We start from the raw sequence: 15,366 nt of genomic DNA on the forward strand, positions 1-15,366 counted from the left end.
TTGAGCGAAAGCTAATCATAAGGAGAAAAAATTTGGTGGACAAAGAAACAACTGAATTTTCTCGAGGAAGTTTTAAAGAAAAAATACTTCGCCAACTTGAAGAAAATGCAGCCAAACAAGCAGAAACTAAGTTCCCAGACCCTGAAGATTTCGAACGTCCCAGCAGGAGTGACTCAGAAGAACCTGAGCGAAAAATCGAACCAAGGAAAGTTGATCTTGAACCTTTCAAACTTCCCGTCTTTGATTTTCCAGCAGCGGATGAAAACGAAGAAGAACCTTTTGTAGAAAATGAAAACCTTTCAGAAGAAGGCGATTCATTGCGTCAAAATTTAGATGGAGTGGTTTCTGAGGAAATTCAAAACCAAGATATTCCTCCTCAATTTTCAAGAAGTGAATCAAAAGTTCAAGATGAAAAGATTGAACAAGAACAATTTTCAGAAAAAAAAGAATCAGAAAAAATGGTTAAACATCAACCTTCAAGAAGAACCAACAGTCCTTCTAAAAAAACTTCTTCTAGCAAGAAAAATAAGAATAAGAACAAAAATAAGAAAAAGAAAAAAGTAACAGCAGGAAAAATCATTGCTGTGATTGTTGCTCTTTTAGTTTTAGTTGTTGGAGGAACTGGTTGGTATGGCTATAACTTTGTAAAATCTGGCATTCAACCTCTAGATTCTAAGAATGCAACAGCTAAGTCAATCAATATTCCTGCTGGTTCAAGTAGTAAGCAAATTGGTGAAATTTTGCAAAGACAATCCATTATTAAAAATGGAATGGTTTTTCAGTATTATACAAAATTTAAAAATTATTCAGAGTTTAAAAGCGGCTATTATAATCTTGCACCAAACATGAGCTTATCTACGATTGCTAGCAAACTTGAAGAAGGCGGAACAGAAAAACCTGTTGCTCCAACTTTAGGTAAAATTTTAGTTCCTGAAGGCTATACGCTAACACAAATTGCTAAAGCTGTGACAGTTAATAGTGGAAGCAATGAAAAGAATGCAAAAACGCCATTTTCTGAAGCAGACTTCATGAAAACCGTTCAAGACCCAACCTTTATCGCTAAAATGGTTAAGGCTTATCCTAAACTGTTCGCAAGCTTGCCAACAAAAGATTCAGGAATCAAATATCAGTTAGAAGGTTACTTGTTCCCAGCGACTTATGATTATACAAAATCATCGACAGTTGAATCAGTCATTGAAAATATGATTCAAGCAGCCAATACTCAGCTCACTCCTTACTATGATACAATTGCTCAAAAGAATTTGACTGTCAATGAAGTTTTGAGTTTAGCAGCTTTGGTTGAAAAAGAAGCCAACAATGATGATGATCGACGAAATGTTGCTGGAACCTTCTATAATCGTATGAATGCTGGAATGACTTTGGGTTCTAATCTGTCAATTCTTTATGCCGAAGGTAAACTTGGTGAAAAAACAAGTCTTTCAGAGGATGCTAATATTGACACCAACCTAGATTCGCCATATAATTTGTATACAAATACTGGATTTGGCCCTGGTCCTGTTGATAGCCCAAGTTTGTCATCTATTAAAGCAGTACTTGATCCTGCTCAAAATGACTACTTCTATTTTGTTGCTGATGTGACAACAGGAAAAGTTTATTTTGCTAAAACATTAGATGAACAAAATGCAAATGTTCAAAAATATGTGAATGATAAGATAAGTAGCTAAGCTATCATTAATTTAGATTTGATTAAAAGAGAAAAAAGTTTATAAAAAAGGAAAGAAATATAATGGAAAAAACATTCCCAATGACCCAAGAAGGGCTTGATAAATTAAAATTAGAACTTGAAAATTTAAAACTTGTGAAACGTCCAGAAGTCATTGACCGTATCAAAGTTGCTCGTAGCTATGGTGACCTTTCAGAAAACTCAGAGTACGAAGCAGCTAAAGATGAACAAGCCTTTATTGAAGGACGTATTTCAACTGTTGAAACAATGATTCGTTATGCTGAAATTGTTGATAACGCAAAAATTGCTAAAGACGAAGTAGCACTTGGTAAAAACGTAACTTTTGTTGAAGTTGGCGAAACTGACGAAGAATCTTATCAAATTGTTGGTACTGCTGAAGCTGATCCATTTTCAGGAAAAATTTCTAATGAATCACCAATTGCTCGAGTTTTGATTGGTAAAAAAGTTGGAGACATCGTAAATGTCCCACTTCCAGTTGGCGAAATGACAGTTAAAATTGTAAAAGTTGACTAATTATTTTAGAATATAATAAGTAAAAAAACCGTCAGTAACGGTTTTTTTATTTTTCAACGCTTAAGTCTGTCAGTAAGTTAAAATTGCTATTTTTGGTAAAAATAATATTTTTCAGGTATAATAGTCAGTAATAGTCAAAGATTATTTAGAAAATGGATGAAAGAAAGGATGGAGCGATGGCAGGTCAAAAAAATACATCAGATATTATCGAAGCTTATCTGAGAAAGCTTTTAGAAGAAGCACAAGTCATTGAAATTAAACGAGCGGACTTAGCCAATCAATTTGATGTCGTGCCGAGTCAGATTAATTATGTGATAAAAACACGATTTACGGCCTCAAAAGGCTTTGATGTGGAATCAAAACGTGGTGGCGGTGGATACATCAAAATTGTGAAGTATCAATATTCTGCTCGTCATGAATTCTTAACGGCTCTTTACCAGAAGGTTCCAGCTAATCTCTCAAGTAAAGCTGCCCATGATATCGTTCAACTTCTCTTTGATGAGAAAGTACTGACAGAACGTGAGGGAAATCTACTTTTGTTAGTCATTACTGACGGAGCCATTAGTCCCTTTACTCGTGGTATAATGATGAAAAGTATAATAAACAGATTGGACCGTGACGATGAAATTTGAAAATATAAAATATACACCAACGCTTGACCGAATTTTAGAAAAAGCGGAAGAGTATGCTCACCAATATCAATATGGCACCATTGAAAGTGCTCATTTACTAGCTGCAATGGCAACGACCTCAGGCTCAATTGCTTACAGCCTTCTTGCAGGAATGAATGTTGATTCTTCTGACTTACTGATTGATTTAGAGGATTTATCGAGTCATGTTAAGGTCAAACGTTCAACTTTACGTTTTTCACCTCGTGCAGAAGAAGTGATGACTGCGGCAAGTTTTTTAGCAATTCATAATAACTCAGAAGCCGTTGGAACAGAACACCTGCTTTATGCCCTACTTCAAGTAGAAGATGGATTTGGTCTTCAACTTCTAAAATTACAAAAAATCAATATTGTATCTTTGCGAAAAGAGCTTGAGAAAAGAACTGGACTCAAAGTTCCAGAAAGTAAAAAAGCTGTGACTCCAATGTCAAAGCGTAAGATGGCAAAGGGAGTTGCAGAAAATTCAACGACGCCAACGTTAGACTCTGTATCCTCAGATTTAACCGAAGAAGCTCGCTTGGGTAAACTTGACCCAATGATTGGACGAGAAGCTGAAATTGACCGTTTGATTCATATTCTCAGCCGCAGAACAAAAAATAATCCTGTCTTAGTTGGAGAGCCCGGTGTTGGGAAATCAGCAATTATTGAAGGTTTGGCCCAAAGAATTGTCAATGGTCAAGTTCCAATTGGTTTGATGAATAGTCGAATTATGGCTTTGAATATGGCGACTGTTGTTGCTGGGACAAAATTTAGAGGTGAATTTGAGGATCGTTTGACAGCTATTGTTGAAGAAGTTAGCAGTGATCCAGATGTCATTATTTTCATTGATGAATTACACACAATCATTGGTGCTGGTGGCGGTATGGATTCTGTCAATGATGCCGCAAATATTTTGAAACCAGCGCTTGCTCGTGGTGATTTTCAAATGGTCGGAGCAACAACCTATCATGAATATCAAAAATATATTGAAAAGGATGAAGCTTTAGAACGCCGTTTGGCGAGAATAAATGTTGATGAGCCAAGTCCAGATGAAGCGATTGCTATTTTGCAAGGCTTACGTGAAAAATTTGAAGAGTATCATCAAGTGAAATTTACTGACCAAGCCATTAAAAGTGCTGTAATGCTCAGTGTTCGCTATATGACTAGCCGAAAATTGCCTGACAAAGCCATTGATTTACTTGATGAAGCTGCAGCAGCAGTGAAAATTTCTGTCAAAAATCAACAAACAAAACGTCTTGATTTAGAAAAAGAATTAGCCAAAGCTCAAGAAGAATTATCAGAAGCTGTCATTAAACTTGATATCAAAGCGTCTCGTACAAAAGAAAAAGCAGTTGAAAAAATTGCTGACAAGATTTATAAATTCTCAGTAAAAGAAGATAAACGTCAAGAAGTTACTGATCAAGCTGTTGTTGCTGTTGCCTCAACACTGACAGGTGTTCCAATCACACAAATGACTAAGTCTGAAAGTGATCGTTTAATCAATCTTGAAAAAGAATTACACAAACGAGTTGTTGGACAAGAAGAAGCTATTTCTGCCGTTTCAAGAGCCATTCGTCGGGCACGTTCCGGTGTTGCTGACAGCCGCCGTCCAATGGGTTCTTTCATGTTCCTTGGACCAACAGGGGTCGGTAAAACCGAACTTGCTAAAGCACTGGCTGACAGTGTGTTTGGTAGTGAAGATAATATGATTCGTGTTGACATGAGTGAATTCATGGAAAAACATTCAACTTCACGCTTGATTGGGGCTCCTCCAGGGTATGTAGGTTATGATGAGGGTGGTCAATTGACAGAACGCGTTCGTAATAAACCTTATTCTGTTGTTCTTTTAGATGAAGTCGAAAAAGCTCATCCTGACGTTTTCAACATCATGTTGCAAATTCTAGATGATGGCTTTGTGACTGATACTAAAGGTCGCAAAGTTGATTTCAGAAATACAATTATTATAATGACTTCAAACTTGGGAGCGACTGCTCTTCGTGATGATAAGACAGTTGGTTTTGGCGCTAAAAATATCACAGCTGATTATTCAGCCATGAAATCAAGAATTTTAGAAGAGCTTAAACGTCATTATCGCCCTGAGTTTCTTAATCGAATTGATGAAAATATTGTTTTCCATTCATTGGAAAGTCAAGAGATTGAACAAATTGTTAAAATTATGAGTAAATCTTTGATTAAACGTCTGGCAGAACAAGATATTCATGTTAAACTCACACCGTCAGCGGTGAAATTAATTGCTGAGGTAGGTTTTGACCCAGAATATGGTGCACGTCCGCTTCGTAAGGCACTTCAAAAAGAAGTCGAAGACCTTTTAAGTGAACAATTGCTCTCTGGTGAAATCAAAGCAGGGAATCATGTTTCAATTGGTGCATCTAATAAAAAAATTAAAATCGCTCAAATTGTTTGAGATGAAAGCTGTTTCATGTTATAATTAAATTAGAAATAAAGGAAAGGACAGTTCGAAAAGATTCAGAAGTCCTGAAAATTCCAAAAGTTTAAGGGCTTCATTGAAACAAAAAGAACTGTTGAAGAGGTACTCTTATGATCAAATTTAATATCCGTGGCGAAAACGTCGAAGTGACTGATGCAATCCGCGCTTATGTTGAAGATAAAATCGGAAAACTTGATAAATATTTCAACGATGGTCATGAAGTAACAGCCTATGTTAATCTTAAAGTTTACAGCGAAAAACGAGCTAAAGTTGAAGTAACTCTTCCAGCTAAAAATGTCACTTTACGTGCAGAAGATACTTCACAAGATATGTATTCTTCAATTGATTTTGTTGAAGAAAAACTCGAACGTCAAATTCGTAAATATAAGACACGTATGAACCGTAAACCACGCAATGCTGTCCCAACAGGACAAGCTTTTGGCGATGAGTTTGCACCATTAGAAAAAGCCGATGAAGTTGCTGAGGATCACGTAGATATTGTACGTACTAAACATGTTGCTTTAAAACCAATGGATGCCGAAGAAGCAGTGCTTCAGATGGATATGTTGGGACATGATTTCTACGTCTTTACAGATGCTGATAGTAACGGAACCCATGTCGTTTACCGTCGTACAGATGGTCGTTATGGTTTAATTGAAACAGAATAAAAAAATAAGGATAGATTTTTCTATCCTTTTTTATTAATGTTAAGATAAAAAATCAAAATGTAAGCGCAAAACCTTTTGAAGTTTAGCTTTGCGAAGATTTTCACTTGAAAAATCTTTCAAAAAATAGTAAAATCAAAGATGTATTAAGAGTGCAGACGCACTTAAAAATAATAAGGAGACTAAAATGTCAATTATTACTGATATTTATGCTCGCGAAGTCCTTGACTCACGCGGTAACCCAACACTTGAAGTTGAAGTTTACACTGAAGACGGTGCATTCGGTCGCGGTATGGTACCTTCAGGTGCTTCTACTGGTGAACATGAAGCGGTTGAACTTCGTGATGGCGACAAATCTCGCTACAACGGACTTGGTACTCAAAAAGCTGTTGACAACGTAAACAACATCATCGCTGAAGCTATCATCGGTTATGAAGTTACTGACCAACAAGCTATTGACCGTGCAATGATCGCTCTTGACGGTACTGAAAACAAAGGTAAATTGGGAGCTAACGCTATCCTTGGTGTTTCTATCGCTGCTGCTCGTGCTGCTGCTGATGAACTTGGTGTTCCACTTTACAACTACCTTGGCGGATTCAACGCTAAAGTATTGCCAACTCCAATGATGAACATCATCAATGGTGGTTCTCACTCAGACGCTCCAATCGCTTTCCAAGAATTCATGATCGTACCAGTTGGTGCACCTACATTCAAAGAAGCGCTTCGTTGGGGTGCTGAAATCTTCCACGCTCTTAAGAAAATTCTTAAAGCTCGTGGACTTGAAACAGCTGTCGGTGACGAAGGTGGATTCGCTCCTAAATTCGACGGAACTGAAGACGGTGTAGAAACTATCCTTAAAGCAATCGAAGCAGCTGGTTACAAAGCTGGTGAAGATGGCGTTATGATCGGTTTCGACTGTGCATCATCAGAATTCTACGAAAACGGTGTTTACGACTACACTAAATTCGAAGGTGAAGGCGGTAAAAAACTTTCAGCTTCTGAACAAGTTGACTACCTTGAAGAACTCGTTTCTAAATACCCAATCATCACTATTGAAGATGGTATGGACGAAAACGACTGGGATGGATGGAAAATCCTTACTGAACGTCTTGGTAAAAAAGTTCAACTCGTTGGTGACGATTTCTTCGTTACAAACACTAAATACCTTGAACGTGGTATCCGTGAAAATGCTTCAAACGCTATCTTGATCAAAGTTAACCAAATCGGTACTTTGACAGAAACTTTCGAAGCTATTGAAATGGCTAAAGAAGCTGGTTTCACAGCAATCGTTTCTCACCGTTCTGGTGAAACTGAAGATTCAACAATCTCAGATATCGCTGTTGCAACTAACGCTGGTCAAATCAAAACTGGTTCACTTTCACGTACAGACCGTATGGCTAAATACAACCAATTGCTTCGTATCGAAGACCAATTGGCTGAAGTGGCTCAATACAAAGGTCTTAAAGCATTCTACAACCTTAAAAAATAAGGTTTACCAACGAATGATTTAGATATAATCCTTCTCTTTATTTAGAGAAGGATTATTTTTTATAAAAAATATTCTATGAAAAAACTACTAGTAAGCTAGTAGTTTTTATTTTATTTAGATTTTTGATAAGAGTCCATCTTCAATCTTATAAACACTGTCACTATTTTTAATCATTCTTTGGTCATGAGTGACCATGATTGTCGCTTTATTCTTCAAATGAACTTCTTGTCTTAATAATTCAACAACCTGATAAGCATGCTCAGTGTCTAAACTTGCTGTTGGTTCATCGGCCAAAATTAAATTTGGTTCATTAAAGAGAGCACGAGCAATAGCTGCCCTTTGTCTTTCACCACCAGAAAGATCGCTAGGATGTTTATCTTTTAAGTCTAAAATATCAAGTGATTTAAGAAGTTCAATCCCTTTTTTAGAAGTTAGTTTTTCGTGATTGATTTTATCAATAAGGAGAAATTGTTCTTCAATAGTCAAATAAGGAATCAAATTAGAACTTTGGAGGATGAAACCTATTTCTTTAAATCTAAGTTTAGAACGTTTTTTTTCTGACAATGGTGTAAAATCTAAGCCATTGATTGAAATTTTCCCAGAAGTTGGACTTTGTAAACCACCTGCAATTGTGAGAAATGTACTTTTGCCTGAACCGGAGGGACCAATAATTGAAACAAATTCTCCTTGATTGACTGCTAAATCGATTCCTTTGAGTGCCTGAATCTCATTATGACCACTACCAAAAGATTTTTTTACATTTTCCATTTTAAGAATTGTTTTCATTTTTAACCTCCAATTGCTTTCGTTGGGTCAATTTTACGGATAGTAATGATTGAAAAAAGTGACCCAATAATTGATACGATGATGAGAATTAAAGCATAGAGCAACCAGTTTGTAAGACTAATTTCAAAAGGCATTGCATCCGGTAAGATAAAGCTAGTTCCATAACTTGCTATAAAAGCAACGAAGACGCCAACTAAACTAATGATAAAGCTTTGACCAAGTAAAGAGTTCATTATTATGCGATTTGAAATTCCTTGGGCTTTCATTATGCCAAAAATCGGAACTTTTTGAAGAGTTATAACATACATAAAGACTCCAATAATCAACAGTACAATCAGAAATAAGAAGTAAATCATTGCGCTGAGTGTCATATTTTGAGCAGAATAACCTGGAATATCGTTAATTAAATCAGAAATAGAGATGACTTTATATTGATTTGAAATAGAAGAATCAATCTTAACTTTTCCAGATTTTACAACGACAGCATTAACGGAAGAAGTTGAAGTGCTTTTTTCACCAAACTTTATCTGATTCAAAGCGGAAAACGAAGTATAGATAACAGGCGAGGCAGAATAAGAAGAGGATTTTGAAATTCCGACAATTTTTATTTTAATATTATTATTTCCCACGGAAACTTCTTGACCGATTTTATATCCTTGATTTGCCAGCTTTTTTGAGATAATCATTTCTAAATGATTGTCAGTAAATTTTTTCCCCTCAAGAACTTCTGGCATGATTTTAGACTTATCAGGCAGTGCAATAATAGCAATATTGTCTCGCTCGCTCTTTGATTTACGCATAGAAGTAGAAAACAATGATAATTCTGAACCATTTTCTACATGAATATTACTTAAATCATCAGAAGTAATTTGTGAAGCAGAAATAATATTATTTGAACTTGTTGATAAAACGACTTTTTCGGCCTTCCAATCAAGGACGGCTTGTTTAAATTGACTGGCAAGTCCTACAGATAGTCCGGACAGTATAAAGACTACATAAGCGATTAAAAAAATAATAGCTCCGATTAAGGTGTAACGAGCTTTATTATAACGTATTTCTCTTAGTGCTAAAAACATAAAATCTCCTTTCAGTTTTTTCTGTCAGTAATATAATTAAGTAAACCTTCGGTGACTAATTTGATTTCTTTATCATAATTTTCAATAAAAGTTTTCTCAGTCCAATTTTCACTGAATAATCTATAAACGAGATTATGAACAACTGATTTTAATACTTGTGAAACTGGATTATCATTTTCACTAGCTGGGACGGTTGCTGAACTTTTAGGTTTCCAATCTCTTTCAAGTTCATAAGTCCAATCTAAAAATCGATATTTATAAAGTTGGTATTGGGGAGAATCAATTAAATTTTCAAGAAGGAGATATTTGTATTTATCTAGCGCCTCTTCAATGGAATTATCTTTTAATAAATTAAAAAATAAATCATGAATTTCAAGGGTTTCTTGCGAGAGGACATAGAAATATGCATCTTTTAAATCTTCAAAATACTGATAAAAACTCCCTCTCGGAATATCAAGAGCTTTTACGATGTGCATAATTTTTGCCTCGTGAAAAGAATGAGTCTGAAATTCATTTAAACAGGCATCATATACGCGATTGCGTTTTTCGTCAGATAGACTGAAATAGGTTGATTTAGGCATTTTGTCTCCAATTCATTCAATTTATGACACTGTGTCATTTATTAAATTCTAACAAATAAATTGATTAACATCAATTATTTAATTTTTTTAAGCAAAAAAACTACTGACAGCTTTGTCAGTAGTTTTGATAATAAATTTGCTGATGGATAAGTGGCTGACAGCTCTGTCAGTAAAATTAGGAACACTTATTTAGCTAATTCTCTTTCAAGAGCTAATCGTTGAACTTTCATTGTTGCTGTACGAGGAATTTCATCGTAAGCCATAAGAATAGGTTCATTTAAAAATGGCAAATCAACAATTGAAGCCCACCAAGCTGACCAATCCATTTCCGCATTTTCAGCTAGAGCCAAAATAGGTTGTGGTTTACCAGATTTATCACGAATAATCACAACTTCATCTAAGAAGTCGTGTTGGTCTAACAGAAGATCTTCAATTGCCAAATTAGATTCAATTTTATCAATTAAATCAACTTGTCTGTCATGTAAAAAGAGAATTCCGTCTTCATTCATGAGGCCCCAATCGCCAGTATCCCACCAGTCGCCATAGACTTCTTTATTAAACCGTTCTTCTTCTTTATAGTAAGTCAAAGCTCTTCCTTTTGAGAGGAAGTGGATTCTTCCAGGCGTACCTGCAGGACATTCATTTCCATTTTCATCGGCAATACGTGCTTTAGATAATCCAGGCATACCAATCCCCATTTCACGGGCATTAGTGTCCGCTAAAGTTGATAAACGGTGTTTTTTCCAAATCATTGGGCCACATTCTGATTGTCCATAAATTTGTAGAAAGACTGGCTCTTTTTGTTTAGAGGCAGAAAGAAAAGTGTGCATTGTTTCTTTATTAATTGCATCAAAAGTTGAATGAAGGTAACGAATTGAAGCAAAAATCTCAGGTTCTTGCTTTGCAAGATTCGCTAGACGAACAAAATCGTTTGGATGAGTTTCAAAGGCATAAGGCTGATGTTTAGCAAAAAGATTGACAAGATTATCTTTTGCTAAATCATTGAGGGGCATAAGGCCAAACCCAAAGGTCATTGCTGATGAAACACCAATATTGAAACGAGAATGAACAGGAGAAATATGGAAAGCTAAAATTTCTTCCTTATCAGGCATCCAATCCATTACAGTTCTTTGAAGCACCCAACGCCAACCCATTGAATTAGCAGAGTGAGCGATTAATTTTGGTACACCAGTTGTTCCAGAAGTATGAGTGAGATAAGCAATCTCATCACTAGCTAATTGCTGACTGTCAGCAATTTGAGTAGGTTTTTCCAAAGCAAATTTACTGACAGAAAGTTTTTTAGAATCTTCAAGATTCTTCATTTCATTTACAGTTTTGTCAGTAACTTGGTCATAAATGAGCCAAGGATTACCTAAACGTCCAGCTAAAATATCCATTGTTTCGGCAGGAAGATGATAAGAAATCATTGCTGGAACAGCGCCTAGATAAGAAACAGCAACAGCTAAAAGATAGGTATCAAAGGCACTTGATTTAAAAATAATGACTTTATCCGATTTTTTGATTCCCAACTCAGATAAGAGACTTGCCTTATCAACAATTGCTTGATGAGTCTTTTGGTAAGTTGTTTCAAGAGCTAGTTCAGGGAAAGCTCCAACAGCCTCATCAAAGATAATTGGGCTATCAGGAAACTGTTCAGCTGATTTTTTAAAGTTTAGATACAAATTTAGGGGTTCGTGTTTGAATTTCAAAAAAAATCTCCTCAAGTTAATAAGTTTATTATATCACAAAGTATTCTTTAGACCAATAGTTAATGTAAATGTTTTCTTAAGTCGTAGAGAATAAAATACTCGGAAAAAAAGTCTAAAATCTGCTACAATTAAAGGGACACTAAGAGGATTCCAATCCTCTTTTATCAGGAAAAGAAGGGATAGATAGGAAAATGATTAAAAATTATGAACTATCCAATGAAAAAAAATTAATTTCAACCTCTGAAATGAAGAATTTCACCTATGTTCTCAATCCAACACGTGAAGAAATTGGGAATATTTCTGAATACTATGACTTCCCTTTTGACTATTTATCAGGAATTTTGGATGATTATGAAAATGCCCGTTTTGAAACAGATGATAATGATAATAATCTGATTCTCTTACAATATCCTGCCCTTTCTAATTATGGAGAAGTGGCGACTTTTCCATATTCTTTGGTTTGGACTAAAAATGAATCGGTTATTTTAGCACTTAATCATGAGATTGATAATGGCTTAATTTTCGAGCGTGAATATGATTATAAACGCTACAAACATCAAGTTATTTTTCAAGTGATGTATCAAATGACACACACTTTCCATGATTATTTGAGAGATTTCCGAACAAGACGTCGCAGACTTGAACAGGGGATCAAAAATTCAACGAAGAACGACCAAATTGTTGATTTGATTGCCATTCAAGCAAGTTTAATTTATTTTGAAGATGCCTTGAACAATAATATGCAAGTGCTTCAAGATTTTATTGATTACTTGAGAGAAGATGATGAAGATGGTTTTGCTGAAAAAATTTATGATATTTTTGTTGAAACAGACCAAGCTTATACAGAAACCAAGATTCAGCTCAAGTTACTAGAAAATCTCCGAGATTTGTTCTCAAACATCGTCTCTAATAACTTGAACATTGTCATGAAAATCATGACATCAGCTACTTTTGTTCTAGGGATTCCTGCAGTAATTGTTGGTTTTTACGGAATGAATGTTCCAATTCCTGGTCAAAATTTTAATTGGATGGTTTGGCTTATTTTAGTTCTAGGAATTTTATTATGTGTTTGGGTCACTTGGTGGTTACATAAAAAAGATATGTTATAAAATGGAGAAAAATCTCCATTTTTTTGTTCTTTGTGAAAAAATTAATTAGTGATTGCAGATTATGAAGTTAGCAATGTTTGTTAAAACTATTTTGTGAATTATTTATGAAAACGTTTTAAAAAAGTATAACAGATATTAAAATAATTGGAACTGTATTAGTAAAGAATCTGTAATTTCTCTTGAATTCTGTTTGCTATTCTCAAACTGTATGATATAATGAAGTTGTAATTTGAAACAGAAAGAACAAAGGAGATTTCAAAATGAAAACCGAAGTTACGGAAAATATCTTTGAACAAGCTTGGGATGGTTTTAAAGGAACCAACTGGCGCGATAAAGCAAGCGTTACTCGCTTTGTACAAGAAAACTACAAACCATATGATGGTGATGAAAGCTTTCTTGCTGGGCCAACAGAACGTACACTTAAAGTAAAGAAAATAATTGAAGATACAAAAGCTCACTATGAAGAAGTTGGTTTTCCCTTCGATACTGACCGCGTAACCTCTATTGATAAAATCCCTGCTGGATATATCGATGCTAATGATAAAGAACTTGAACTTATCTATGGGATGCAAAATAGCGAACTTTTCCGCTTGAATTTCATGCCAAAAGGTGGACTTCGTGTTGCTGAAAAGATTTTGACAGAACACGGTCTTTCAGTTGACCCAGACTTGCATGATGTTTTGTCACAAACAATGACTTCTGTAAATGATGGAATCTTCCGTGCTTATACTTCAGCAATTCGTAAAGCACGTCATGCTCATACTGTAACAGGTTTGCCAGATGCTTACTCTCGTGGACGTATCATTGGTGTCTATGCGCGTCTTGCCCTTTACGGTGCGGATTACCTTATGAAGGAAAAAGCAAAAGAATGGGATGCAATCACTGAAATTAACGAAGAAAACATTCGTCTTAAAGAAGAAATTAATATGCAATACCAAGCTTTGCAAGAAGTTGTAAACTTTGGTGCTTTATATGGTCTTGATGTTTCACGTCCAGCTATGAACGTAAAAGAAGCAATCCAATGGGTTAACATCGCTTATATGGCAGTATGTCGTGTTATCAATGGTGCTGCAACTTCACTTGGACGTGTGCCAATCGTTCTTGATATCTTTGCAGAACGTGACCTTGCTCGTGGAACATTTACTGAACAAGAAATTCAAGAATTTGTTGATGATTTCGTTTTGAAACTTCGTACAATGAAATTTGCTCGTGCAGCTGCTTATGATGAACTTTATTCTGGTGACCCAACATTCATCACAACATCTATGGCTGGTATGGGTAATGACGGACGTCACCGTGTCACTAAAATGGACTACCGTTTCTTGAACACACTTGATACAATCGGAAATGCTCCAGAACCAAACTTGACAGTCCTTTGGGATTCTAAACTTCCTTACTCATTCAAACGTTATTCAATGTCTATGAGCCACAAGCATTCTTCTATTCAATATGAAGGTGTTGAAACAATGGCTAAAGATGGGTATGGCGAAATGTCATGTATCTCTTGTTGTGTCTCACCACTTGATCCAGAAAATGAAGAAGGACGTCATAACCTCCAATACTTTGGTGCGCGTGTAAACGTCTTGAAAGCAATGTTGACTGGTTTGAACGGTGGTTATGATGACGTTCATAAAGATTATAAAGTATTCGACATCGAACCTGTTCGTGACGAAATTCTTGACTATGATACAGTTATGGAAAACTTCGACAAATCACTCAACTGGTTGACAGATACTTATGTTGATGCGATGAATATCATTCACTACATGACTGACAAATATAACTATGAAGCAGTTCAAATGGCCTTCTTGCCTACTAAAGTTCGTGCTAACATGGGATTTGGTATCTGTGGTTTCGCAAATACAGTTGATTCACTTTCAGCAATTAAATATGCTAAAGTTAAAACTTTGCGTGATGAAAATGGCTACATCTACGATTATGAAGTAGAAGGTGACTTCCCACGTTATGGTGAAGATGATGATCGTGCTGATGATATTGCTAAACTTGTCATGAAAATGTACCATGAAAAATTAGCTTCACACAAACTTTACAAAAATGCTGAAGCTACTGTTTCACTTTTGACAATTACATCTAACGTTGCTTACTCTAAACAAACTGGTAATTCTCCAGTACATAAAGGAGTATTCCTCAATGAAGATGGTACAGTAAACAAATCTAAACTTGAATTCTTCTCACCAGGTGCTAACCCATCGAATAAAGCTAAAGGTGGTTGGTTGCAAAACCTTCGCTCATTGGCTAAATTGGAATTCAAAGATGCAAATGATGGTATTTCATTGACTACTCAAGTTTCACCTCGTGCACTTGGTAAAACTCGTGATGAACAAGTGGATAACTTGGTTCAAATTCTTGATGGATACTTCACACCAGGCGCTTTGATTAATGGTACTGAATTTGCAGGTCAACACGTTAACTTGAACGTAATGGACCTTAAAGATGTTTACGATAAAATCATGCGTGGTGAAGATGTTATCGTTCGTATCTCTGGTTACTGTGTCAATACTAAATACCTCACACCAGAACAAAAACAAGAATTAACTGAACGTGTCTTCCATGAAGTTCTTTCAAACGATGATGAAGAAGTAATGCATACTTCAAACATCTAATTCTTAATATTTA

The 15,366-nt window shown here is 35.6% G+C and carries 12 protein-coding genes; 8 read left to right on the forward strand and 4 right to left on the reverse strand.

Annotated elements, in window-relative coordinates; genetic code table 11:
* Positions 1–32: 32 nt before the first annotated feature.
* The 6 genes from mltG to eno all read left to right on the forward strand — a co-directional run bounded on the left by mltG (position 33) and on the right by eno (position 7,468).
* A complete protein-coding gene (mltG, locus tag AB6B24_RS09990; RefSeq protein WP_311804289.1) occupies positions 33–1,685 on the forward strand; it encodes an endolytic transglycosylase MltG in 1,653 nt (550 codons plus the stop codon).
* A 59-nt stretch (positions 1,686–1,744) separates the two neighbouring features.
* A complete protein-coding gene (greA, locus tag AB6B24_RS09995; RefSeq protein ID WP_025016857.1) occupies positions 1,745–2,218 on the forward strand; it encodes a transcription elongation factor GreA in 474 nt (157 codons plus the stop codon).
* 176 nt (positions 2,219–2,394) lie between these two features.
* Positions 2,395–2,850 carry a CtsR family transcriptional regulator gene (locus tag AB6B24_RS10000; RefSeq protein WP_010905471.1) on the forward strand — a complete coding sequence of 152 codons (456 nt, stop codon included), beginning with the start codon at positions 2,395–2,397 and terminating at the stop codon, positions 2,848–2,850.
* A complete protein-coding gene (locus AB6B24_RS10005) occupies positions 2,840–5,290 on the forward strand; it encodes an ATP-dependent Clp protease ATP-binding subunit (protein WP_311926265.1) in 2,451 nt (816 codons plus the stop codon). Before AB6B24_RS10000 ends, AB6B24_RS10005 begins: the two co-directional genes overlap by 11 nt.
* Positions 5,291–5,424: 134 nt before the next feature.
* Complete coding sequence (gene raiA / locus AB6B24_RS10010; protein WP_003129564.1) at positions 5,425–5,982, forward strand: ribosome-associated translation inhibitor RaiA; 558 nt, start codon at positions 5,425–5,427, stop codon at positions 5,980–5,982.
* 184 nt (positions 5,983–6,166) lie between these two features.
* Positions 6,167–7,468 (forward strand): surface-displayed alpha-enolase, encoded by a 1,302-nt coding sequence (gene eno / locus AB6B24_RS10015; protein WP_010905473.1) that lies wholly within the window; start codon positions 6,167–6,169, stop codon positions 7,466–7,468.
* A gap of 114 nt (positions 7,469–7,582) precedes the next feature.
* On the opposite strand, the gene AB6B24_RS10020 is transcribed toward eno, so the two are convergent.
* The 4 genes from AB6B24_RS10020 to AB6B24_RS10035 form a co-directional block, all read right to left on the reverse strand.
* The gene (locus tag AB6B24_RS10020) at positions 7,583–8,254 is read right to left on the reverse strand and encodes an ABC transporter ATP-binding protein (protein ID WP_369164568.1); all 672 of its coding nucleotides are present in this window, start codon (positions 8,252–8,254) and stop codon (positions 7,583–7,585) included.
* A gap of 2 nt (positions 8,255–8,256) precedes the next feature.
* Positions 8,257–9,330, reverse strand: coding sequence for an ABC transporter permease (locus tag AB6B24_RS10025; RefSeq protein WP_103054513.1), 1,074 nt, complete (start codon positions 9,328–9,330; stop codon positions 8,257–8,259).
* A gap of 11 nt (positions 9,331–9,341) precedes the next feature.
* Entirely contained in the window at positions 9,342–9,911 is a 570-nt protein-coding gene (locus AB6B24_RS10030) for a TetR/AcrR family transcriptional regulator (protein ID WP_047205779.1), read from the reverse strand.
* A 185-nt stretch (positions 9,912–10,096) separates the two neighbouring features.
* The gene (locus AB6B24_RS10035) at positions 10,097–11,620 is read right to left on the reverse strand and encodes a class I adenylate-forming enzyme family protein (protein ID WP_195935593.1); all 1,524 of its coding nucleotides are present in this window, start codon (positions 11,618–11,620) and stop codon (positions 10,097–10,099) included.
* 191 nt (positions 11,621–11,811) lie between these two features.
* Between AB6B24_RS10035 and AB6B24_RS10040 the strand changes: the two genes are divergently transcribed.
* Both AB6B24_RS10040 and pflB read left to right on the forward strand, forming a co-directional pair.
* A complete protein-coding gene (locus tag AB6B24_RS10040) occupies positions 11,812–12,729 on the forward strand; it encodes a magnesium transporter CorA family protein (protein WP_029344951.1) in 918 nt (305 codons plus the stop codon).
* A 260-nt stretch (positions 12,730–12,989) separates the two neighbouring features.
* A complete protein-coding gene (gene pflB, locus AB6B24_RS10045; RefSeq protein WP_311804273.1) occupies positions 12,990–15,353 on the forward strand; it encodes a formate C-acetyltransferase in 2,364 nt (787 codons plus the stop codon).
* Positions 15,354–15,366: the final 13 nt, after the last annotated feature.

This window comes from Lactococcus sp. AK05 (assembly GCF_041026685.1).
GTDB classification, from domain to species: domain Bacteria; phylum Bacillota; class Bacilli; order Lactobacillales; family Streptococcaceae; genus Lactococcus; species Lactococcus lactis.

What these genes read in the sequence shown, in the direction of transcription:
- AB6B24_RS10000 (WP_010905471.1), top strand. Translation starts at nt 2,395, where the DNA reads ATGGCAGGTCAAAAAAATACATCAGATATTATCGAAGCTTATCTGAGA.
- AB6B24_RS10040 (WP_029344951.1), top strand. Translation starts at nt 11,812, where the DNA reads ATGATTAAAAATTATGAACTATCCAATGAAAAAAAATTAATTTCAACC.
- AB6B24_RS10005 (WP_311926265.1), top strand. Translation starts at nt 2,840, where the DNA reads ATGAAATTTGAAAATATAAAATATACACCAACGCTTGACCGAATTTTA.
- AB6B24_RS10020 (WP_369164568.1), bottom strand. Translation starts at nt 8,254, where the DNA reads ATGAAAACAATTCTTAAAATGGAAAATGTAAAAAAATCTTTTGGTAGT.
- pflB (WP_311804273.1), top strand. Translation starts at nt 12,990, where the DNA reads ATGAAAACCGAAGTTACGGAAAATATCTTTGAACAAGCTTGGGATGGT.
- AB6B24_RS10025 (WP_103054513.1), bottom strand. Translation starts at nt 9,330, where the DNA reads ATGTTTTTAGCACTAAGAGAAATACGTTATAATAAAGCTCGTTACACC.
- raiA (WP_003129564.1), top strand. Translation starts at nt 5,425, where the DNA reads ATGATCAAATTTAATATCCGTGGCGAAAACGTCGAAGTGACTGATGCA.
- AB6B24_RS10030 (WP_047205779.1), bottom strand. Translation starts at nt 9,911, where the DNA reads ATGCCTAAATCAACCTATTTCAGTCTATCTGACGAAAAACGCAATCGC.
- eno (WP_010905473.1), top strand. Translation starts at nt 6,167, where the DNA reads ATGTCAATTATTACTGATATTTATGCTCGCGAAGTCCTTGACTCACGC.